Source organism: Arthrobacter sp. 9V (assembly GCF_902506065.1).
Taxonomy (GTDB): Bacteria; Actinomycetota; Actinomycetes; order Actinomycetales; family Micrococcaceae; genus Arthrobacter.
The window spans coordinates 2724599-2745758 of sequence record NZ_LR732912.1; the positions used below are offsets into that span (position 1 = coordinate 2724599).

Below are 21160 nucleotides of genomic sequence, written 5' to 3' on the forward strand. Positions count from 1 at the left end.
CCAGCAAGGAATATTGCAATGAGTACAGCAGTCGAACTGCAGCATTACATCTCGGGCACCTGGGTTCAGGGCGACGGCGGCATCATCACCTCCGTCAACCCGGCACGGCCGGATGAAACGGTGGCGCAAGGCCTGCACGCCGGACCGGCCGACGTCGAACGCGCCATGGCAAGTGCCGCCGCCTCCAAGCAAGGCTGGGCCCGCACTCCTGCCCATGAACGCGGTGCGGTACTGCTGCGAGCGGCAGTGATCATGGAAGAGAACGCGCAGCTCTGGGGGCTGGAACTTGCCCGGGAGGAGGGAAAGACGCTGGCCGAGGGCCGGGGCGAGGTGCTGCGCGCAGCTCAGATATTCCGCTATTACGGCAACGACGGCGACCGCGAGGCCGGTTCGGTGTACGCGTCCCCACGGCGAGGCGAAAAAATCTTCGTCACCCGCAAGCCGCTGGGAGTAGTGGGAGTCGTGACGCCGTTCAACTTCCCCATCGCCATCCCGGCATGGAAGATCGCCCCCGCACTGACCTATGGCAATGCGGTCGTCTGGAAGCCGGCGAGCACAGTTCCCCTGCTGGCCATGCGGCTGACCCAGGCGCTGGAACAGGCGGGGTTGCCCGACGGTGTGCTGAATCTACTGATTGGACCGGGCTCCATCGGGACCGCTTTAGTGGAACATCCGGCGCTGGACGGGCTGTCCTTCACCGGATCCACCGGCGTAGGTCGCACCCTGGCCGCTGCGGCGGCTGGCAACGGCGTCCCGATCCAGGCAGAGATGGGTGGAAAGAACGCTGCCATTGTTTTGGCCGACGCGGACCTCGAACTGGCCACCGAACAGGTCATCTTGGGTGCCTTCCGCTCCTCGGGGCAGAAGTGCACTGCGACGTCCCGGCTGATCGTGGCAGATGCCGTGGCCGATGAATTCCTCGCCGGACTGGCCGCCACGGCCCAATCCCTGCTGGTGGGCGACCCCACAGATCCGTCCACCCAGATGGGACCGGTGATCAGCGGGGTTGCCCGGGAGTCCATCCAGCGCGGCATTACCACCGCGTTGGACCAAGGGGCTGACCTGCTAATAGGCGGGCTCCCATATGAAGACACGGCACGGGTCGCCGGTCACTTCGTGGCCCCTACGATCTTGGAATTAAAGGGGACAGCCCACGCTGACATCTGGCGCGATGAGTTGTTTGGCCCCGTGCTCAGCGTTCGCCGGGCGGCCTCGACGCAGGCCGCGTTCGATCTGGCGAATGACAGCGATTTCGGGCTCTCTGCAGCACTCTTCACCCAGGATGTCACCATCGCGCTAAAGGGAATGGACGAGCTAGACGTCGGAATCCTGCACGTAAACTCCGAATCGGCCGGCGCCGATCCCCACGTGCCGTTCGGCGGGGCCAAGAAGAGCGGCTACGGACCCAAGGAACAGGGGCAGAGCGCCAAAGAATTCTACACGCACACCACCACTGTCTACCTCCAGGGCAGCCACAGCTCTAGCCTCCGGGGTGACAGCGCCTAGGGTCCCACGCCTTCCCGGCGCTCAGCCCCGAACATCATCTTCCACCGAACCGGAAAAATCATGCAACCCACCACCACCTTCACCCGCATCCTCGTCATCGGCGCCGGGGCCATGGGCTCACAGATCGCGCTGACCGCTGCCTTAGCCGGCTACACCACAGCAGTCCACGACGTCTCGGCGCACCGCTTGGACGACGCCGCGGCCCAACTATATGAACGCACCAATAAACTGGTGAAGTCCGGCAAGCTGGCTGCGGAGCAGGCCGAGCGCGCCCATCAACAGCTCGAATTCAGCGCCGATCTGGAAGCCGTGGCGCCTTATGCCGATTTTGTCATTGAGGCTGCCACCGAACAGCTGGAAATCAAGAAGGCCATCTTTGCCCGGCTCGGCCAGCTCACCCCACCCCATGCCATCCTGGCCACCAATTCCTCGACAATCGGCTCCTCAGCGGTAGCTCAGGCCAGCGGCCGGCCCGACCAAGTGTGCAATATGCACTTCTTCAACCCCGTACTGGTCATGGAATGCGTGGAAGTGGTCCGGCACGCCGGCACGTCACAGGCAACCGTGGATACCACCCTCGAACTAGCCCAGCGCCTAGGCAAGACGCCGGTACTGATTAACCGGGAGGTTCCAGGCTTCGTTGCCAACCGACTCATGGGCGCCCTTCAAAAGGAAGCACTTGCGCTGCTGGCCGGAGGCGTGGCAAGCATGACAGACATCGACGCTACGGCAAAGATGGCCCTGCGCCATCCAATGGGTCCGTTTGAACTGATGGACCTCGTGGGGCTGGACGTTGTAGAGCACATCGCCCAAGCCACGTACGCCGCGACCGGCGACCCGGCCGACTGCCCTGACGAGTCTGTTGCAGCCCTCGTCAGGGCAGGAAAATTGGGTCGCAAATCAGGCGCCGGGTGGTATAGCTACACCCTGTGATCTGACTGTCCACGGTGGGGCAAGGCGTGACCGTACAGACGCGCCGCTCTGCTCCCCACGCATTCGAAAAAGGCGGCTACAGCCCGTCCTCCCTTGGTATGCGCGCACATGCGATTCGAACCAGGCACTCCCTCTGAACGACGCGTGAAAACGAGATGCTCTCCGAAAGGGAGACTGAGTGATCCAGGCCCGCCTTCCGGAGAGCACGCATTTGTGTTCGCCGTGTCAGCCTTCGATTGATAGTGGCTTAGATTTCTTTGAGCGTATGGAGGCCGTGAAGCTAATGAGGAATATGGCGACTGTGCCGATCATGACATAGGGGAGGGCGTTCAGGGGTGCTGGTCCGGGGTTGAAGATGCCATTCACGTAGAGCCATAGGACTGTAGCGGAGGCTAGCACTGCTCCGAGATTTACGATGAGGGACTTTTTGGCGTGGGTTCGGCTCAAGAGAACTGCGCCGCCGATGCAGATGAGGAAGTAAGGGATCACCCAGAAGTACACCAGCAGCGTTGCAATGTAGCCATTGATCTCCAGAGGTGAGGCCGGGGTGAGCCAGACCAGCAGGGCGGGTCCGATCAGGGAGGGAATTCCGATGCAGACGATGGCAGCAATCGGACTGTTGTACCGTGTGCTGACCTTAGTCAGAGCTGATGGTAGGAGGCCGTCAGAGGCCGCGCTGACAACTACTCGGGATCCGTAGTTGAAGAATCCGATGAGACTCGCGAAGAGAGCTACGGCTAGAACGAGGTCGCTGACATTTGACAAGAATCCGACGCCGGCTGCTTCGGCGAGGACCGAGTTCGGGGACATGCCCAGGGCAAGTTTGTCAGCAGCATCAACGAGAGTCGGCACCTGGATCACCGCGCCAGCCAAGTAGAAGAGGCCTATGCCGACAGGGATGACCATGATGGCGCGAGGAATGTTCCGCTTCGGGTCTCGCGTTTCGGCGCCAAGAGCTGCGCTGCCCTCAAATCCGATGTAAAACGCGGACCCGATCGCAAGACCCTGAAGGAAGCTGTCAAAGGTGAAGTCGTTGAGGCTGAGTTGTCCTGCCAGATCGACGTTTCCGCTGAATGCGGTGGCGATGGTGATGATCAGCATAATGGGTAGCGACACTATGGTGAGGATGACGCTGGACCGGACCGACAGGTCGATTCCTCGGTATGAGATGGCCATCGCTATCAGCGCCGCCAATGCGTAAATAGTAAGTTGAATTTCCGGGCCTGCTGCGTTCGGTAACCCGACGGAGACCAGGAAGCTTCCGAAGAACACCCCTACTCCCACGATCAGTGACATGATCGCAACGATGTAGCCCGGGATCATGGCCGCTGCGATGACGAGCGGGCTCCACGGCCCGAAAACGTGGCGAATGTAGGAATAAAGCGATCCGGTTCCGATGAAACGTCGGGCGAACACTGTGACGAACAAGCCGACGATGGTGAATGCCACTACCGATGCTGCCATGGCCAGCCAGGATGACCGCCCGGAGTAAGCGGCGAGGTAGGCCGGCACCTGAGCCAGCCCAACGGCCGGAACAAAGGAAGCTATGGAAAGGCCCATGACCTGGCGCCCGCTCAGATGCCCTAGCTGTAGATTGGCACTGGCGATATCCCCCGCCGTGCCATCTCCGGAACCAACTACTGGCTGTGGGCTTTCAGGAGAAGAGATGTTCAATGCAGTTACGCCTTTCAACTCTGATGAGGCACTTTTGGCCGTTTTCTGGAACTTTGAACTTGTCGGAAAGCATCTCGAGGAGAACCCAGAAAACCGGGATTTTTGGGGTGCTCCTGCTGCATGTACTTCGTGCGTGCTCACCGAATCGAGCTATCAAGCTTTGAGATCCTGGCACCTGTAACCATTCGGCGCCGGGTCTTGCAAGTCACTTTCAGCAGTGCGCTGGGTAAGTGGACTGTCATCCCATTCGAGAAAGAACGGGAGTCTGCTGAATTTTTGGTGGGCGAGTGACTTATGGTCCAGCGGGATCGATGTTGTAATTCCGTTGGAAGGAGTTTTCAGGGTCGTATTCACGTTTGACGGCGGCAAGGCGACGATAGACGTCCGGGTTAAAGACTTCGGCGACCATCTCTGGTGTGACTTCCGAGTTGTTGTTTAGCAGGCCGAATGTGGATGTCGTTACGCCTGCGTTGAGTAATGCTGCGTCCAGCTCCCGTGCCTTATTCGGGTACTTCTCACTTCCGTGGCTCGCGCCGTTCCATTCCGCCAGGGCCAGCACGCCCATAGCATCGCGGTGTCGGGCGGGCGTCCCCTTCGGGTTTCCGAAGGGTATTCCCTCGATTTCCAGCTTGACGGAGGCCCCGCTTGACGGTTCGCTCGTGAACTTGTCGAGATTGGCTGCAATCGCTTCGGCGAAACGGCCGTTTGGCACGGCGATCTCACGGTCGATCCATAGATTGGACATACCGTCCTCAAAACTACCTACCTCGGCGTTGAGAGCGACTACTTCGTCATATGAGCGGACGGTGATCGAGTCGGATACCGGTCGACCCAGACCGCGAAGCCGCGCGATATCCCGTTCAGCGGTGTCGAGCTTTCCGAGGTGCCCCACGCAGACTGTGATGGAGGGCGCCCGGTTTTCGTCCACGCCGACGAAAACGCTGGGGTAGAGATGGTCCGCCATTGCGTTGAGCGTATCGAGCACGGATGCGAGGAGCCCGGCGAACTCATCGAGCGTTGGCAACCATGTCATGAACCCGGCGAGCATCTTCTTCGGTAGCTCATGGAGCGCGATCTCGATCTCGGTGACGACGCCGAAGTTGGAGCCTGCACCCCTGATTGCCCAGAACAAATCCGGCCGTTCATCATCGGAGCAATGGATAACGTCACCAGTTGCGGTTACCAGAGTTGCTCCCAGGATGTTGTCGCTGGCGAGGCCGTACTTGGGAGTGAGGAAGCCGACACCGCCATTGAGCGCAAGTCCGGAAAACCCGACTTTTGGATGCATGCCGGTGACAGCCGCCAGATCGAACTTGGCTGCCTCTTTGACTAAAGCGCCGGCGATCACGCCACCGCCGATCCGAGCGCGACGCGCGTCGGTATCGATATGGATGCCATTGATCAGCCTGAGATCCAGGACGATGCCGCCGTCGTTGGTCGCATAGCCATTTGGATTGTGGCCGCCGGATCGAACCGAGATTTCTAGGTTGTTATCTCGTGCATATCGTATGGATTCCCTGACATCCTCCGCGCTCGTGCACCGTGCGAGCACCGACGGACGCTGCAGATGACGACCGTCCCAGATACTTGCGAGAGCACCATATCCCCTGTCTTCAGGGTAAAAAACGTCACCGCGAATATTGAGTGGGGTTTTTAGGGATGATGCCAAGTTTGAATCCTTCATCTTGCAGGGGAAGGCGCAGTCTCATCGACAAGACGCGCTCATATATTCATACATGGACAAGTGTCCATGTCAATGGCTCATTAGCGAAAAACAGGTTGATTTTTTTGAATGAGCCACTTTGTCGTGCGGATGAAAGGCTCCCCAGCAAGAGGTTCCGTGCGGCAATGGAGCGGCCGCCACAGCCCCTGTCTCGTCAGCGGCGGCAAGCTCGCCACCAGGCTGCAGTTCTTATCGGCTCAGCACGCAGGTGGGTTGAGATCGACCCAGACCGAAAGTCTTGCGGCGCTCAGGAGCGCGCCGGCTGCCCTCACTGCTCACACCGGTGAAATAGGTTAACTCGCGCCATGCGCGGCAGCAATCGATAAAGGTCCGCTCCGCCCTTGAACGTGCCGCGACAATGACTTGTGCCGCTAGGAATTGGGCGAACGCCCCCCCAACGGGCGGCGAGGTTATCGCGGCCGGCAGGGAATACCACGGAAAGAGTGCGCCGCAAGTGAGACTCGAGCTACAGAGGGTTACGGAGCCGATCGTGGGAGCCTATAGCTCTGACTGTCCGCGTCCTACCTCGGCTCCGCCCGAATCGAGCTGGTTGTTAGTACTCAGCTCAAAACAGGCCACTTCACGACTTACCGATGGCGACATCAACATGCCGCATGGCCTATAGACCCGCTTTATCCAAGTATGCATCCACCATTAAGTCGCAGAGTGCCTTGTGGTTCGGGTTTCCGGGGTCTGCAAAATACTGCAGACTACAGCCGTCCATAATCACGACAAGTCCGCGTGCAAGAGCTCCTATCGGAATGCGCGGTTTCAGATCCACTCGATCCAACGAAATCGCAAGCAGACGCGCGATCTCAGTCTCGTATTCGCTGTAAACGGTACGCAATAGTCCACTATGACCGGGGTTCCGCTTCGACCACATACCGAGTTCAAATTGGGCTATCACATACGTCTCATCGGAAACCATTTGAGCCCAAAAGGAGTCTAAGATCCGATGAGCAATGCCTCTAGGATCATCCGGGCCGTCAATCACCTGAGGTATGGCCCGGACAAGTTGCTGCAGCAGCTCCGCGGCAGCCGCCTGCATAAGCTCGTCCTTGTCGGTGAAGCAAACATGAACGGCAGCCAGAGAAGCGTTCGCTTCGCTGGCAATCGTCCGTAGGCTCGCACTTTGGACTCCGTCACGTTTGATTACCGTGATGGCGGCTTCGATGAGCTGCTCGCGACGGTCCACAGTTGATATACGCAATTGATTCCTCTGTTGCTTCGGCTTCTAGTCATACTCTAAATCCAAAAGCAGCTCCGACGCGTGCCACGGGCACCGGGGCGAGAACCACGGCGCACAGGCCAAAGGCTCCCCATTTAACGTCAGGTTGGGGTCAAATTTGCCAATAACTGACGTGCTCGATCGAAGGTCTAGACTCAAAGCTGACGGCGCCTCCAGCCTCGCCAGTCCGCAGAACCAGACACCATCCCCTGCTCAGTCGTTGGTTAGACATCACCGCCTACCACCTACACTCGGCTCCTGCGCCTGCAAGCCATTCGTGGTCTCACACCTCTGGCATCCAAGGCCCGGTTCTCCGAATTTGAGGCGAATCGTCATGCACGCGGTGGACGACTTCACCATGAACGTTCGTGAACAAGAAGAATCCGGGAGCATCCCAAAACACGAGCAGAGACGTCTACCTAGACCGCGTCGATCGCCTCACCACCGAACTTAGGTCGCAGTCCACAGAACTCGAGCGCCTCCACGCCATCTACGACGAACTCGACGCACGGAACGGGCTCCTCCACAACGAGGTCCTCCGACTGAAACGAGCCCAACGCACCAACGTCCAAGACCTCGCACACGTTGCGGCAGCCCTGGTCCACATGTCGAAAATTAAGGGCGTCGCCCTCGACCCAACCACCGTGGGCATCCTCCGCCGTCGAGGCTGGCTGCCGAGCAAAAGCAGAACCGGGGCGCTTCGTGCATGACCATGTCCATCGCCCGGTTGTCCGTAAAGTCCGGGCTGAAATACCTCTTCAAGACGACAATGCTCGACGACGCCCGCCCCACTCCCGCGGACACCATCAGTTACTACATGGCAACCGGCACGCCGCAGGGCCGCTGGATCGGTCGCGGACTCGACGGCATCAACCGAACAACCGGGCAGACGGTATCGGAATCAGACGCTAAGTCAATCTTCCAAGCCGCCCAACACCCTGACACAGCAGCGCCCCTCGGCCGCGCTTACGGCGAAGCCACCATCACCCAAGAGAACCACGTACAAACCAGCAGTCACCACGCCGTCGCCGGCTTCGACCTCACGTTCAGCGTCCCCAAGTCCGTCTCGGCACTTTGGGCCCTCACCCCACGCCAACTCCAAGAGCAGATCCTCCAAACCCACCACGAGGCAGTCGAAGCAACGATCCGCTGGCTGGAGGACTCGGTCATTAACACACGCGCCGGACGAAACGGCATCGCTCACCTCGGGACACGAGGAGTCATCGCCGCCGCCTTCGACCATTGGGAATCACGAGCAGGCGACCCTCAACTCCACACCCACGTCGTGATCGCCAACCGCGTCCAGCGCATCACCGACGACGCCTGGACCACACTCGACTCGCGAAGCCTCTACAAGGCGGTCGTCGCCGCCAGCGAACACTACAACGGCCTGCTCTTCGACGCCCTGAAACAGACCCTCGGAACCGAAACGGACATCCGCGCACCTGCCCAAAATACCCACAACCCAAGCCAACAACTGACCGGCATCGACGACGCCCTCATCCGCGAATTCTCCAACCGATCAAGACTCATCGACATCGAGACCGACCGCTTGGTCACTGCATGGATCGCCGAACACGGCACGCGCCCATCAGCAACCACCACCGTCAAGCTGCGGCAACAAGCGACCCTCTCTACAAGAAGCCCCAAAGAAGGCGCCCCCACTCCCCTACGCCAGGTTTCGGCCACCTGGCGCGATCGTTCACGGACCAAAGGCTTCGACCCCGAGCGAGTTGTCGCCTCCACCATCCGCCGATCACACACCCGGCCATTCCGCATTGGCGACTTCGCCCCCGACTGGATTGCCACCGTCGGGCATGTCACCCGTCAGCGCGTCGCCGCTAAGCGGTCTACCTGGAATCGCTGGAACCTGATCGCGGAAGCCGAGCGTGTTTGCGCCGAGATCCGTTGCGCCTCACCGGAGGACCGCAACGCGATGATCGACACCGTCGCCACGGCAGCGGAGCTCCAATCGATTCCGCTCAACGATTACCGCTACAGCCTCCCAGCCGAGGCTGCCGATGATCTCCGTTTTGCGAACCGGAGCGTCTTCGACTTTCACGGATCACGCCTCTACACGGACGAAGGGAGTCTCGCCTTCGAAGACCAGATCCTTGCGGCCAGGAACGACGACGGCGGGCCGACCGTCAGCGTGAATGTCGCCATGGCGTCACTCGCCTCGTACAGAAAGGATGGCACGTCGGAGCTGCACCAAGACCAAATTGCGGCAGCCGCCGAAGTCCTGCAGAACACCTATCGGCTGGACGCCATCGTTGGCCCTGCCGGCACGGGCAAGACCACAACCCTCGGCGCGATCAAAGCCGCTTGGGAAACTCAGTTCGGTCCGGGCAGCGTTGTCGGACTGGCTCCGGCTGCTGCGAGCGCCGAGGTTCTTGGCTCGGAGTTGGCCATGATCGCCGAGAACGTGCCCAAGTGGCTCTACGAGTCCGTGGGAAGCGGTGCGGCCAAACGAAGTTCAGCGTTCTTCGATGCAGAGTCACAGCTCACAGCACACGAGAGTAGGAACGCGGCGAAGTCTCTTCTCGAACAACGGATCACACGGCTAGCAGCGGAACAGGCTCTGTGGACCTTCAGCACGAATCAGCTCGTGGTGGTCGACGAGGCCTCAATGGTTTCCACGCAGCAACTCGCGGCCATCGTGGCACAAGCCAAACAGTCTCAGGCGAAGGTGTTGTTGGTCGGCGATCCAGCGCAGCTTGATTCCATCGAAGCTGGCGGTGTTCTTGGCTGGCTCGACAGGCAGGGGAAGGCAGCCAGGCTGAGTTCGATTTGGCGCTTCCAGCACGCATGGGAGGCGTCGGCTTCTGTGGGGCTTCGTGCAGGCGAGATTACCGTCCTCGCTGAGTACGAGCATCATGGGCGGATCACTCACGGCACGTACCTGGACATGTTGGACCGTGCGTATGCCGCGTGGCACGCGGATGTTCTGTCAGGGCACGCTTCGGTCCTGATCGCTCCCGACAACGAGACGGTCAGCATGCTCAACCAGCGAGCCCAAGCTGACAGGGTGATCTTGGGCGTCGCCGATGCAGAACAGACACTCGTGCTCCGGGATGGGCTGCAGGCAGGTCGCGGCGACATCGTGATTGCCCGTCGAAACGATCGATCTCTTGTGGACGACCAAGGTGCGTTCATTCGGAATGGAATTCTGCTTGAAGTGCTGAGCGTCAGCGTGCGTCACCGATCCCTGCATGCTCGTCGGACGGATACGGGCGCAACGGTCGAACTCGGCGAATCATATCTGGAGTCATTCGTTGAGCTCGGGTATGCCACAACCGCCCACCGGTCCCAGGGCATCACAGTGGACTCCGCCCACGTCGTGGTCACGCCTGGCCGACTCACCCGTGAACTCCTGTACGTCAGCATGACCCGCGGACGGTTCTCCAACATGGCCTATGTCAGTGAAAACGACCCCGACGAAGACGAGATCCTTGACCCAAGCACTCGATCCAGCTGGCGAACGATACTCGGCGAAGTCCTCGCCGCAGAAGGTGCGGAGCGAGCGGCCCACGAGGTACGCGACCGTGAACGCGTCCATGCGGACAGCCTCGAACGGCTGAACCGCGAGTACGACTATCTGGCTCAGATAGCGGCGAGCGCCGATTTGGCAAGAGCTATCGAAGCCCTTTCACCCGGCCTGGCTGTCACACTGCGGGTCTCCCCCGCATGGGGAGCAGCTGTAGCTGCATGGCGCCAGGCGGCAACCACCAATCGCCCAGGGGCGCATCGCGTACTCTCCGAATCCCTTGCGGCAGGCGCCACGGCCGATGACCTCACCGCAGTGATGCATTCACGCCTTCGCCGCTACTGCTCCGCGATGCCCCACACAACCATCGATCCCCTGTCAGAACAGCTCGTCGTCGAACGTGACGACTTGAAAGAGACTCTGGACCAAGTACGACGGCGGATTGGGAACCGTACGGATCTGATTGCCAGGGCTGCACTACTTGAGGAACCTGAATGGAAGACCGCCCTTGCCATTGAGCTCGGGGCTCAAACAGATGCGTTCGAGAACGCATCCTTGGTTCGCGAAGTTGCCGTCTACAGAGATCGCTGGGGTATCCACGACTCCTCCCTTCCTTTCGGTACGGCTCCAGACGACTGGGAATGGGAACAACGAACTCAATGGGAACGCCTCCAAGTGGCAGTCCAAAAGGCATCCCAGCCACTTCTTGAGCCAACAGCCATCGTGGACTTCAACGGAATGCAAACCCAGCCAAGCCTTACAAGCGCGGGTTGGCAGCTTTAAACTGGACTTGGAGCAACAGATGCCAATGAATCCAGTACTCAAACCAAAAGTCGGTTCACCCGCCCTGATCGTCACTAGCGTGGTGACACTCTCCCTTGCCCTCGTATTTTCCGTGATGACCTTTACGTTTCCGGCCACTGGCTGGGCACTGGCAGTAGTCGTCGCTACAGCTCTCGTACTGTCCTTCTTTTGGTACAGGCGAATCCGTGACAACCGTGCCTGGAAGACTGCAAGCCACGCGCAATGGCAGGTATTGGAGTCCTTAAAGGGCTCCAACGTAACCACAACCGAGGTGACCGTACTCAGCGTTGACTCCCCTCAGCCGACTGGAGCCTGGATCACCATCCGTTGGAACCACTTCGACTACATCCAGCCTGCATGGCTCGAAGCACTACCAGAGCCCATTTGGTCCGGCTCCGTGCTCCTCATCCGTCCGGACCCTGAACAGGTGCGCCCCGGCTCCCCTTGGCCCGCTACCTACTCCATAGCCGCTGACCACGTACTTACGTGGGCGCCGCAGCTCTGATCGGTAGAAGCTACCCGTGACCGTAAAGGGCGCGTATCCGTTAGCCCCAGCACAAGGCAGTGTGTGCTTCAGAGCGGTCGTCCCCGCCATGAATCCCGGTCCACTCGCTTGATCTGCCCAGCCGGGAACCACTCAACGTGGTAGACCCGCCGGTCATCCACCCATTCCACCAACCCAAACGACCTCGTGTATTTGATGGCCCTTCCATAGATTTCACCCACGCGAACCAGCGGCTGCTTACCGAAGTCGAGCTCAATAATCTTGCCGTCATCCGGCTTGGGGTGATTGTCGTCGGCCTCGATCTGGGCCATCATGCGTGCAAAAGCGATGGAGTCTTGCTTCGGTCTCATGGAAACAAGATTAGAACATATATTCGAATGCGAGAGGTCGGCGTTGGACAGAGTGCTGCCCACGTCGCGAAACATGCGACGTGGGCAGCGAGTTGCAGGAGCGAATCAGGCAGACATCTCACTCCCCGGAGTTTTGCCGAAAGGGGACGACACCACCGGGCTTTTGGTCGTCACGTTGTATACGGGCCAGCCCGTCGCGGTCGTCGCCTCGGGACCCGTCGTCTCTACCGCGGCTTCCGGTTCCGTGACGGCACGGGCCGAGCGCTGGTAGGTGGCGGTCCCGAACCGAAGATCAGGACCAATGGTGTCAGCAATAATCCGCCGAGCCTCGCGGCGCTCGCCATCCTTGTCGTAAGACCGAAACTCCAGTTCACCCGAAACGGTTACCGGGTCGCCCTTCTTGAGTGAGGTCGCAGCGTTTTCTGCCAGCATGCGAAAGGCGGAGACGTTGTGGAAGACTGGCTCGCCGTCCCGCCAGGTGCCGTCTGGATTCTGGATGCGCTGGTTCACAGCGACCCGAATCTTTGCATGCGGCGTTCCGGACTCCCCTATCGTGAGTTCAGGGTCCGCGACAAGGTTTCCCGCGATGGTGATGGGAATTTTTGTGTTCATGGTCGGTTACCTTTCTACGCCAACGGGCCTCTCCCATCGGACATCTGTATGGATCAGGGACCTGCGAGCTCGGGGCCAGACATCGAGGCGCCGGGTCCAGGTACACCTGCGTATGAGGCGGCAGCCGTTACAGCGGGCGAAGCACTGACGGCAGCGAACTTCCCACCAAACCCAGGAGGATCCGAAACAGCAAGAATGCTTTTGGTTGCCGCGGTCACCCGCCCCAGCACGGACTTGGCGATGTCTACGCGCGACGTCGGAGCACGGCCCTCCTGCAGTTCCTTCTCGGTCCTGATGACCGCGTCAGCCCAGCCAGCCAAGTACGTCGCCGACTGTGGCCCACGATCAATCCCGTGAGCCCTCAGCACTGTGTAAGCGACCGACTCTGCTTCCACTTCCGCCAGGCCGCGATGGTTCGCGCTGCTGCCGTAGAGCCGGCCAACACTGTCGTCGGGACCATGCAACAGGACGTGACCGAGTTCGTGGGCAAGGACAGCCACTCGCTCCTCGCTGCTCATCCAAAGGCCAACTTGGATCCGACGAGCATCGAAGTCTGTGTAACCGCTCGTGTAGCCGTACTGGACACCCGAGACCTCCACCCGGAAGCTGCGTTCCTTCGCAACATCACACAGCGATTGCCATAGGTCGTCCAGGTTTTCTCCGGACTCAGCGCCTCCGCGCGGCACCAGGATCGGCGTGCCTTCTGTTTGGGTAACGTCAAAAACGGCTTGTCCCCGCCATCCGGTGACGACGTTCTTCTTACCAAGGCTGATTGCATCGACCGGCGCTGCCAGAGTTACAGGCAAAAGCTTCCGCTGACCATCCGCCATCTTCAGTTCCTGCATGGAACTAGTCCTCGGTGCGATCACCCACAGCGCGTGCTCGCCCCGCAGCACGGTGCGCCCATGACGCGCCCACTCTTTGTAGCCAGCAACGAGAGTCGGTTCCTCGGCACCACGCTGCGCCATCTGCGCCATCAGCAGGGCGACGTTGCCCCCTGAATATCGCCACAAAGTGGCTGAGGCGTCGAGCAAAACCTGCCACCGCGCCGGTGACTCGATAGCTTGCTCAAGGGCAGTATGGAGCCCTTGGGTGAGACTCGCGATGCGCTCGTCAGGTGACATTCGAACGCTCGGCGGAAGGCCGGCGTCGTCCGTCCCGCCAGGCAGGTGAGCGTTCGATTCAGGTGCAGCGGCCACGAAAGCCATCCTTCGTACTTCTGGGTCAGTCCTGAGAAGGGATCACTTATCCATGTCCGGCCCGAGCCAGGACGCCATGACCAGTTCAGGCCCCAAACTGATGAGCGCTCAATTTCCACTCATCGAAAGCGGGCTCCGCGGGCACAACTCTGGCGACCGGTTCCTTATGGCTCTGCAGACCGACGCACCCTGCCGTTCTCGTATGGGTTCGGAGACGCTCGACGGCGTGTGGGAGCCTTTCGTGGAAGGCCAAGGGACCGAAGCCCGAATCGTCGGAAGTGAAAGAAGCCATCTCCGCCCGCTGCAGTGCGTAGAGTTCGGCCACCAATTCCGAATGCCGCCACCAGCAATCGGGCACAACAGAGGCAGTCAGCTGGTAGGTGGCGACTAGCCATCTAACCCATTCAAAGAGCCTCTGCCACACAACTTCAGCCTGTTCCGGTGACATATCGCGCCAGCGGCGAGTAACTCCGGCAGTGCGGGGCGAGGGCTGAAATGACGAGCGAAACAACTCAGCCGTCAGCTCATCGTCGAGGTCAGAGACGCGGCCAACTTCGAAGTCGGCATCGTCGGCCTGCGTGCTCATGATTCAGCCTCGCTGTTCGATTCCTGCCGGGTCAGGTGACCCGCAGCCAACTCCCGCTCCGTCTCAACTTTCGAACGGCCCAGTTCAGCCGCGTCCTTGCGTTTGTGCCAGTCGCGCAGGTCAAGAAGTATGGGTCGAGTCCGTCGACCAAGCATGAGGGCAGTACCAACAGGAAGTCGACGGATCTCGTCCAGGCGGATCACCGGAGTATCCCGGATCTGTTCGCCGTCCTGGCGCCCTTGAGCGGACCAAGACCGCGTGTTCATGATGAGGCTGCGCTCCCCTAGCAGGCCTGCCAGCGAGCGCAGGTCACGCTCGTCAGAGCCGCCGCCGAAGATGACCTTGATGATGGCGGAGTCCCAAATAGTCGCCGCTTCCTCAATTGACCATCCGCTGCGTGCTTGGGAAAGGGATTGCAGGACCACAAGAGTCGAGATGCCAATACCCCCGCCATCAGAAAGCACAACGGGAAGCCCCGGCCACGGAGACAGGTTGGCAATCTCGTCCAGGATCAGTGACAACGGTGGATCCAGTCGCCCGCCAGCCGAGACGAACGCCATCTCGCGGGCAGCATAGTCTATGTCGTCAATGAGCGCGGAAAGGTAAGGCCCTGCCGCCGCTGCCCCGGAGCGAGTGCCTATCAGGTACAAGGTTCCACGCTGCCTGATGAAGGCCTTCGGGTCGAACTCCTGGGCTTCATCCTGCGGATTCAGCGCCGCCAATACTCGTGGCGAGGACAACGGTGCGACCGCTGCGGAGACTCCGATCCACGAGTTCGAGGTATTGCGAGGATCATCCTCCAGTATCCCCATCAAGTCGGCCTGCCAACCGAGCGCGGCTCCCGTGCGGCCGAGGACGTCCAAAGCCTCGCGTGCCAGCACCGGGCTGGATGACCAACGGCGGAAAGCAGCAATGCCCTCACCGGACAGGGCAGCCGCATGGAGGAGACACTGCAAGACGATCAGCGAGCGCTTCTGCCACGCCGCGTTTTCGCCCTTCATCTCAGTATCTGCAGTAATCACCAAGGCTCGACGGGTTGCAATATCTGGATCCCCGCACCCTCGGACGGGTGACCAGCGTAGCGTGGACGGCAGTCCCGACATGCCCTGCGGATCGAACACCGTCACAGGCCGTCCATCACTCATTCGGGCTCGCATGGTCACTACCAGGTTGTCGGCACGCGTTGACGTCGTGACCACCGCCCCTGGCGCGTCGAGGATCGCGTTGATGACCACATATAGGCCCTTGCCCGACCGCGGCGCACCTTGGATAACCATCGACTCCTCCGTTGAGACATGGATAGTCACACCCCGCGAGCGCCCGAGAGTCCACGAAACGTCTTGGATACTCGGTCGACTAAGCCCGGGACGCGTGTAGAGACCGCGACGTCGGACGGCTCGGGAGCCAAAGTCGCGAACAATCTCCGCCCTTCCAGCCACACCGTCCCTGCTGAGGATGTCTTGCCGGAGCCACGCACCAGATTGCTTCCACATCCTCCAACCGAGCACTCCCCCGACGGCGAGCGCCGCGACTACGGCAAGCACGCCACCCACGATCCACCAAACTGCAGCCAGGTCGGGCGCACACTCTCGCGAAATCCAGTCAACGCGGCCCACTACCAGCCCGACACCGGCAACGGGATTGAAGAACGACGGCGGCCTGCCGCCACACTGCCGAGGCGTCACCACCGAGGCTGCGGCCTGGACGAGAAAGCAAAAGACCACATAGCCAGCAATCGCCCACAGACCCACTGACACCATCGGATTGGCGTTTCCAGAACGAGTTCTCACAGGTGCATCCGATCGTCGGTACCGAAGACCTCAAGCTCATCGGTGGTCACTCGGTTCGCCACGATGAACGAGCGATTCCCTACCTTCCACAAGCCGACCCCCTTAGGCAGGTTCTCAACGTGATCGCATTCTGCCTCCGTGAGTCCCAGTGCCTCCTTGGTCAGCCGCATGGCGTCGTGCTTCTGGCGGTAAATGATGCGAGTGTCCGCCTCGGTCAGTAGCCCAAGCGCTTTCTGTCTGTGACCGCTGGTGCTGTCGCCGATCTCGTTAAGATCTGCCACCTTGTGCATAATCAGCAGGTTGGCAATTCCATAGGTGCGGGCGAGCCTCCACTGCTCACTCATCTTGGCCAACATGTAGGGGTCGGCGAGCATCCGCCAACCCTCGTCGTACACCACAAGCCGCTTACCGCCGTCGGGGTTAGTCACCGCGGCCTCAAGCCAGGTGGCGCTGCAGGCGGCAGCCAAAGACAGCGCTTGCTCGGAAGCGCCGATCAGAGCCGACGTGTCCATCACCATCATTGGCGCGTCCGCATCGAACGCCACAGTGGAGGGAGCGTCGAACATGCCCTCCAAGTCGCCCGATACGGTCCTTCGCAGCGAGTGACTGACGGCGACGCCGCCGTCCCTGCCAACCAGAGCCAGAGTCTCCGGCGATGGCCGCAGCAGGTGGTCCAGCACCATGGGGAGTGTCGGGGTCGAGTTCTCCGCGGTCGTTTCCATCAGTGCCATGTCCAGGGCCGTATGCTCGACCGGGTGCAGAGGAGTCCCTTGGCGCATCAGCGACACCAGAGCTACAAGCAACTGACGGCGTCGCTGCCGCACGACAGCCTTCCACTGAGTGTCCGTCAGCGAACTTGGCCTGGGTCCAGCATCCAACGGGTTGACCCTAGCCGCGCGACCAGGGCCAACCGAAATGACCTTGCCACCCACCGAATTGGCGACGGAAACCCACTCACCCTTGGGGTCCGAGGCAACGGCAGACTTTCTACCCAGGGTTATGGACCTCGCAACCAGCGACTTGCCGCACATCGACTTACCAGTCCCCACCGTGCCAATCACAACGATCGACGGGCCACTGATGATCCCTTTGTCGTAGAGGATCCACGGATCATACGAGAAGGCGCCGGAGCCAAAGACATCCGTTCCGATGTAGGTACCTTCATGGCCAAGGCCGGACTCCGTAATGAACGGGTATGCGGCCGCGAACGTCATGGTCGATGCGCGGTGCGGAGCCGGACGCAAGCGATGGGGACCCCACAAGGAGTTGGCTTCATGGCTCCCCCAGTCACCAAGAAAGCGCTCACGGTCCGGATTTCCCGCCGTCTTGTCCTCATCGGTATGGAACAGGCGCCTTCTCGGTTGTGTCGCTTCCCTTGCGGCTGCCCGCTTGGCGTCCTTCCGCTCGGAACGAGTGCCCGACGGCGTATAGGTCACCTCCTGGTTCTTGAGGCTCATCGCAGTCCCCTTCCCAGTGGGAGACCACCGGCGATGAAAGCGGCCCACTGCTGGCCTGCAAGCAATCGCAGTTCAACGAACGCACCAGCAGCCGCTGACTCGAGTTCATGCCGATGGCGAGCCAGGTCCTCCAAGGACACAGCAGTGATGGTCACGAAAGCAGTTGGCCGAACGTCACCATGCCCCGCGACGATCTCCTCTTCCCTTTGGGAAACCTCTTCTTCCTCGGCACGCTGCTCACGCGTCGTCGGTCGATCGAAACGTGCGTTGATCCGCCGTCGTGTTTCGTGCGCCTCCTGGGCAGAGCGAATGTCGCGCAGAGCTTCGATTGTCGGCACAGTCCTGATGACCTGGGTTACCGTGTGCCTGAAGTCGCCGACGTAGACAAGCGGATGCAGGAAGCCCGGATACACCTTCTGTCGCGGCCATTCAGCCACCCAGAATGTTTGGTGGTACCCAGAGTCGCTTCGAAGATAAGTCCAGTGCTCCTCGACCGCCATGGGACCGGAACTCTGACGCGGCGGCTGCACCTCGCCTGTGGGCTGAGGCTCCGACTTCGAGGATCCCCGCGCGAGCGCCTCGGGATCGAATGCACCTCGCAGGACCCCAAGCATCTTGGACTCCGACAACCACTCATCAACCCTGACACCGTGGGTTGCTAGCGATGTCGTGATCGCACCAACCTCAAGACGCAGCACGCGTTCGAGTCCGTTCTTCCCCCCGCCCGATTCCTTGATACGACGTCGGGACTTTGAGGTGTCCACCACCAGCGACAGCAGCACATCATGGCTCATCGCCGATCCGGCCGCAGAGATCAGATCCTGGTAGGCGACCTGCCCCCATGAGCTGCGCTCGCCGTCCACAGCGGTGACAGTTCGATCGTAGAAGTCCTGGAGCGCCGACGCTGGGTACGGAACCGTGTAGTCCTGAACGGCAATCCGGGCGATGTCCGATCGTTGTGCCAAACCCGCTTGCACTCGGGACCAGGCCTGCGCGGCCCAAGCCTTGTCGTCATCGTCGAGCAGAGCAAAGGATCGGGTGCTGCAACGGAGCACGACGATGGCTTCTTTGCCCGGGGCATCGAGGATCACGCATTCCCCACGCGAAAGTGGCTGGACCTTGAGGTTCCCTAAACCTCCGGGAAGGGCAAGCTTTCCGGCCTTTACCGGGCGCTCTGGCCGAGCCAGGTAGCGAGTCTGCCCTAGAACACTCCGCACGAAGAACAGGACGATGAGGCTGCCCCAAATCGGATACGGAATCCGCGAGTACTGCAGTACTCCAACCAGCACCAATGAGATCCACGTCGGGGCTGTCAGCACTAGGGCGCCGGGACCGCCCGCCGCTGAGGCAATAATCGCCATTAGGACGCCGACTGCCACCAAAGCGAGCTGATACCACTTCAACCCCATGAAGATTCCACGGCGTTCGTACCTGGGAAATTTGACGGGTTCCAGTGCCCGCGATTCATCACTCATTGGACTTGTCCGGAGGTAGTGGCCTGTAGGTGTCTTTATGCTTGACCGGCGGCAGTTCGGTCGCCGGCAAGGCTGTGTTCGGAGTCCTCACTTCGGGCGCCCGTGGGGTTGGGCGTTGACCGGAGAATGGTGCTTTGCCCGTGCCGCCGGAAGTGCGGTTCGTGGGTGCCGAGGGTGTGGAGCCACTTGAGTCAGTGACCACCTGTCCCCTTACGACTGAGGTGCTGGAGTCGGAACTGCCCGACGGGGCCCCCTCCAGGAGGGCGACGTCGCCGCCCGAGCGGTGCACCGGCGTCGTGCTTGAAAGACTCCGCGGCAGCGGCACGGATGGCGGAAGGGCTCTAGTGGGGATGTCCCGACGGCTCGACTGAACTGGCCGAGAGATTGCGGAACGGGCCATCATGGATGCGATCGTTAGTCGCCCGCCGAGTTGTCGACTGACTTGTCGCGAGGCAAAGTTGTTGCCGCGCGACAGGACGTGTCCGCCGCCAGCGGTCTGGGCTGCTGCGGCGAGTTCCCCACCCGCGAAGCTGACGAGCCGGAGCGCCATCAACGGAGCCCCGCAGGCAAGGACCATGCCGACGGTGCCGGCAGCGAGTCCCGCGAACGATGTCGAGTCCGCGAACAACTTGATGGCGGTTGCCAGAACAGTGGCCGCCAGAGGTTTAGCCAGGAGCAGGGCAACGACGATTTCGCACCAACGCCCGGCCCACACCTTGGATTTCTCCCACGGGAGCATCATGAGGGCGACGGGCGCTACTGCGGCAAGGACTGCGAGTGCGAAGGTCCGGAAAATCATCGAACACATGAGGATGAACGCCAGGATCCACACCACGACGACAGCCATGACGGTGACAATGGCTCCGCCAACGGCACCGCCTTGATTACCCGGCGCGAGTGAGACGACGTTCCATTCGCGGTCAGAACCAGCCGCTGCTCGTTCGAAGCCGAACAGGCGCATGAACACGACGTAGGGGTCGGTGCCGATCGATTCGAGGAGTGCTGCCGAGGCCTGGTCGCTGGCCCGGGTGAGCTGACGGACAACGTACACGGCCGCAGCCACGAGCGGCACCGCTGCAGCTCCCCCGATCAGCGCCCGCAAAATTCGTCGGGGTTGCTGACTGAGCAGCCCCGACAAGAGCTGAATGATCATCACCACGACGAGCGGTGTCATCATAACGATGACCCACCAGTTGGTCAGTCCCCCGATGGCCGTCCACTGGGAGTCGTCGACCTCCGATACCGTGAACGCGCCCGTGATGAAGCCCCACATCCACGATGCAATGTTCTGCAGGACGTTGGCGAAGATAGATGTGATGGAGCCTTGGATACCGTCGTTCGCTTGGGAAACGAGTCCGCATCCAGGCGGCCACCAGCCATTGAGGTCGCAGTCGACAGGCATGGCTACTCAGAAACCGAGCGGGAATGCCGTCTGCGACCAGAGGATGTAACCGTTGATCCCGCCGAGGATGGCCGCGACAGGACCAGTCCACAGCAGGATCACACCACCGCCGGATGCAAGCCGCGAAGATTGACTTAGCTTGCCGGCCAGGAGCATCGCGGCTCCGATGATCGCCACGATGGCGATGACGATGAAGGCCCCGACGAGGATGCCCCCGCCGATCTGCTTCAACGACTCAAGAAAAGGGAAATTCGCGTTTGGTGTGATCCCAGGATCCACCGCTGCCAGAAACATCTGGTGCTCCATCCAGTCGTCTTCCAATGGAATGAGCTGATTGGGCTCACGACTTCATGGGGGTGGAGGGAGCGAACGACATGACCGTTGCCCGAGCTATCATATTCGCCAAAGTGTCGCACTCTCGGACAGTGA

At 60.8% G+C, this 21160-nt stretch carries 17 protein-coding genes; 5 read left to right on the forward strand and 12 right to left on the reverse strand.

The annotated features are described in order from the left end of the window. The first annotated feature begins 18 nt into the window (after nt 1-18). Together BACI9J_RS12560 and BACI9J_RS12565 are read left to right on the forward strand one after the other, a co-directional pair. Nucleotides 19-1506 carry an aldehyde dehydrogenase family protein gene (locus BACI9J_RS12560; protein ID WP_159734681.1) on the forward strand — a complete coding sequence of 496 codons (1488 nt, stop codon included), beginning with the start codon at nt 19-21 and terminating at the stop codon, nt 1504-1506. Between the two features lie 60 nt (nt 1507-1566). Then, nucleotides 1567-2439: a 3-hydroxyacyl-CoA dehydrogenase family protein gene (locus BACI9J_RS12565; RefSeq protein WP_159734682.1), complete on the forward strand. Its 873-nt coding sequence runs from the start codon at nt 1567-1569 to the stop codon at nt 2437-2439. A gap of 225 nt (nt 2440-2664) precedes the next feature. On the opposite strand, the gene BACI9J_RS12570 is transcribed toward BACI9J_RS12565, so the two are convergent. The 3 genes from BACI9J_RS12570 to BACI9J_RS12580 form a co-directional block, all read right to left on the reverse strand. After that, nucleotides 2665-4113, reverse strand: a complete 1449-nt coding sequence (locus BACI9J_RS12570) for an APC family permease (RefSeq protein ID WP_236558684.1) — start codon at nt 4111-4113, stop codon at nt 2665-2667. A 292-nt stretch (nt 4114-4405) separates the two neighbouring features. Continuing rightward, complete coding sequence (locus tag BACI9J_RS12575) at nt 4406-5782, reverse strand: FAD-binding oxidoreductase (RefSeq protein WP_159734683.1); 1377 nt, start codon at nt 5780-5782, stop codon at nt 4406-4408. A 673-nt stretch (nt 5783-6455) separates the two neighbouring features. Continuing rightward, nucleotides 6456-7031 (reverse strand): TetR/AcrR family transcriptional regulator, encoded by a 576-nt coding sequence (locus BACI9J_RS12580; protein WP_159734684.1) that lies wholly within the window; start codon nt 7029-7031, stop codon nt 6456-6458. A gap of 401 nt (nt 7032-7432) precedes the next feature. Here BACI9J_RS12580 and BACI9J_RS12585 point away from each other — a divergent pair, with 401 nt between their 5' ends. The 3 genes from BACI9J_RS12585 to BACI9J_RS12595 are packed head-to-tail and all read left to right on the forward strand — an operon-like array spanning nt 7433 to nt 11860. Next, nucleotides 7433-7774 carry a hypothetical protein gene (locus BACI9J_RS12585; protein WP_159734685.1) on the forward strand — a complete coding sequence of 114 codons (342 nt, stop codon included), beginning with the start codon at nt 7433-7435 and terminating at the stop codon, nt 7772-7774. Further along, the gene (mobF, locus tag BACI9J_RS12590; RefSeq protein ID WP_159734686.1) at nt 7771-11334 is read left to right on the forward strand and encodes a MobF family relaxase; all 3564 of its coding nucleotides are present in this window, start codon (nt 7771-7773) and stop codon (nt 11332-11334) included. The genes BACI9J_RS12585 and mobF overlap by 4 nt, the downstream gene beginning before the upstream one ends. 19 nt (nt 11335-11353) lie before the next feature. Next, nucleotides 11354-11860, forward strand: coding sequence for a hypothetical protein (locus tag BACI9J_RS12595; RefSeq protein WP_159734687.1), 507 nt, complete (start codon nt 11354-11356; stop codon nt 11858-11860). Nucleotides 11861-11928: 68 nt separating this feature from the next. Here the strand turns inward: BACI9J_RS12595 and BACI9J_RS12600 are convergent, their stop codons facing one another. The 9 genes from BACI9J_RS12600 to BACI9J_RS12640 all read right to left on the reverse strand — a co-directional run bounded on the left by BACI9J_RS12600 (nt 11929) and on the right by BACI9J_RS12640 (nt 21052). After that, on the reverse strand, nt 11929-12210 hold the full coding sequence (locus tag BACI9J_RS12600; RefSeq protein WP_159734688.1) for a hypothetical protein: 282 nt from the start codon (nt 12208-12210) through the stop codon (nt 11929-11931). Nucleotides 12211-12315: 105 nt separating this feature from the next. Next, nucleotides 12316-12822 (reverse strand): single-stranded DNA-binding protein, encoded by a 507-nt coding sequence (locus tag BACI9J_RS12605; RefSeq protein ID WP_159734689.1) that lies wholly within the window; start codon nt 12820-12822, stop codon nt 12316-12318. A 53-nt stretch (nt 12823-12875) separates the two neighbouring features. After that, entirely contained in the window at nt 12876-14021 is a 1146-nt protein-coding gene (locus BACI9J_RS12610) for an ArdC-like ssDNA-binding domain-containing protein (RefSeq protein ID WP_159734690.1), read from the reverse strand. An 85-nt stretch (nt 14022-14106) separates the two neighbouring features. Continuing rightward, nucleotides 14107-14607, reverse strand: coding sequence for a hypothetical protein (locus BACI9J_RS12615; protein ID WP_159734691.1), 501 nt, complete (start codon nt 14605-14607; stop codon nt 14107-14109). Continuing rightward, on the reverse strand, nt 14604-16397 hold the full coding sequence (locus BACI9J_RS12620; RefSeq protein ID WP_159734692.1) for a type IV secretory system conjugative DNA transfer family protein: 1794 nt from the start codon (nt 16395-16397) through the stop codon (nt 14604-14606). Before BACI9J_RS12620 ends, BACI9J_RS12615 begins: the two co-directional genes overlap by 4 nt. Continuing rightward, nucleotides 16394-17854, reverse strand: coding sequence for an ATP-binding protein (locus BACI9J_RS12625; RefSeq protein WP_159734693.1), 1461 nt, complete (start codon nt 17852-17854; stop codon nt 16394-16396). The genes BACI9J_RS12620 and BACI9J_RS12625 overlap by 4 nt, the downstream gene beginning before the upstream one ends. After that, on the reverse strand, nt 17851-19329 hold the full coding sequence (locus tag BACI9J_RS12630; RefSeq protein ID WP_159734694.1) for an SCO6880 family protein: 1479 nt from the start codon (nt 19327-19329) through the stop codon (nt 17851-17853). Before BACI9J_RS12630 ends, BACI9J_RS12625 begins: the two co-directional genes overlap by 4 nt. After that, the gene (locus BACI9J_RS12635) at nt 19322-20731 is read right to left on the reverse strand and encodes a type IV secretion system protein (protein WP_159734695.1); all 1410 of its coding nucleotides are present in this window, start codon (nt 20729-20731) and stop codon (nt 19322-19324) included. The genes BACI9J_RS12630 and BACI9J_RS12635 overlap by 8 nt, the downstream gene beginning before the upstream one ends. 6 nt (nt 20732-20737) lie before the next feature. Then, on the reverse strand, nt 20738-21052 hold the full coding sequence (locus BACI9J_RS12640; RefSeq protein ID WP_062096305.1) for a hypothetical protein: 315 nt from the start codon (nt 21050-21052) through the stop codon (nt 20738-20740). Nucleotides 21053-21160: the final 108 nt, after the last annotated feature.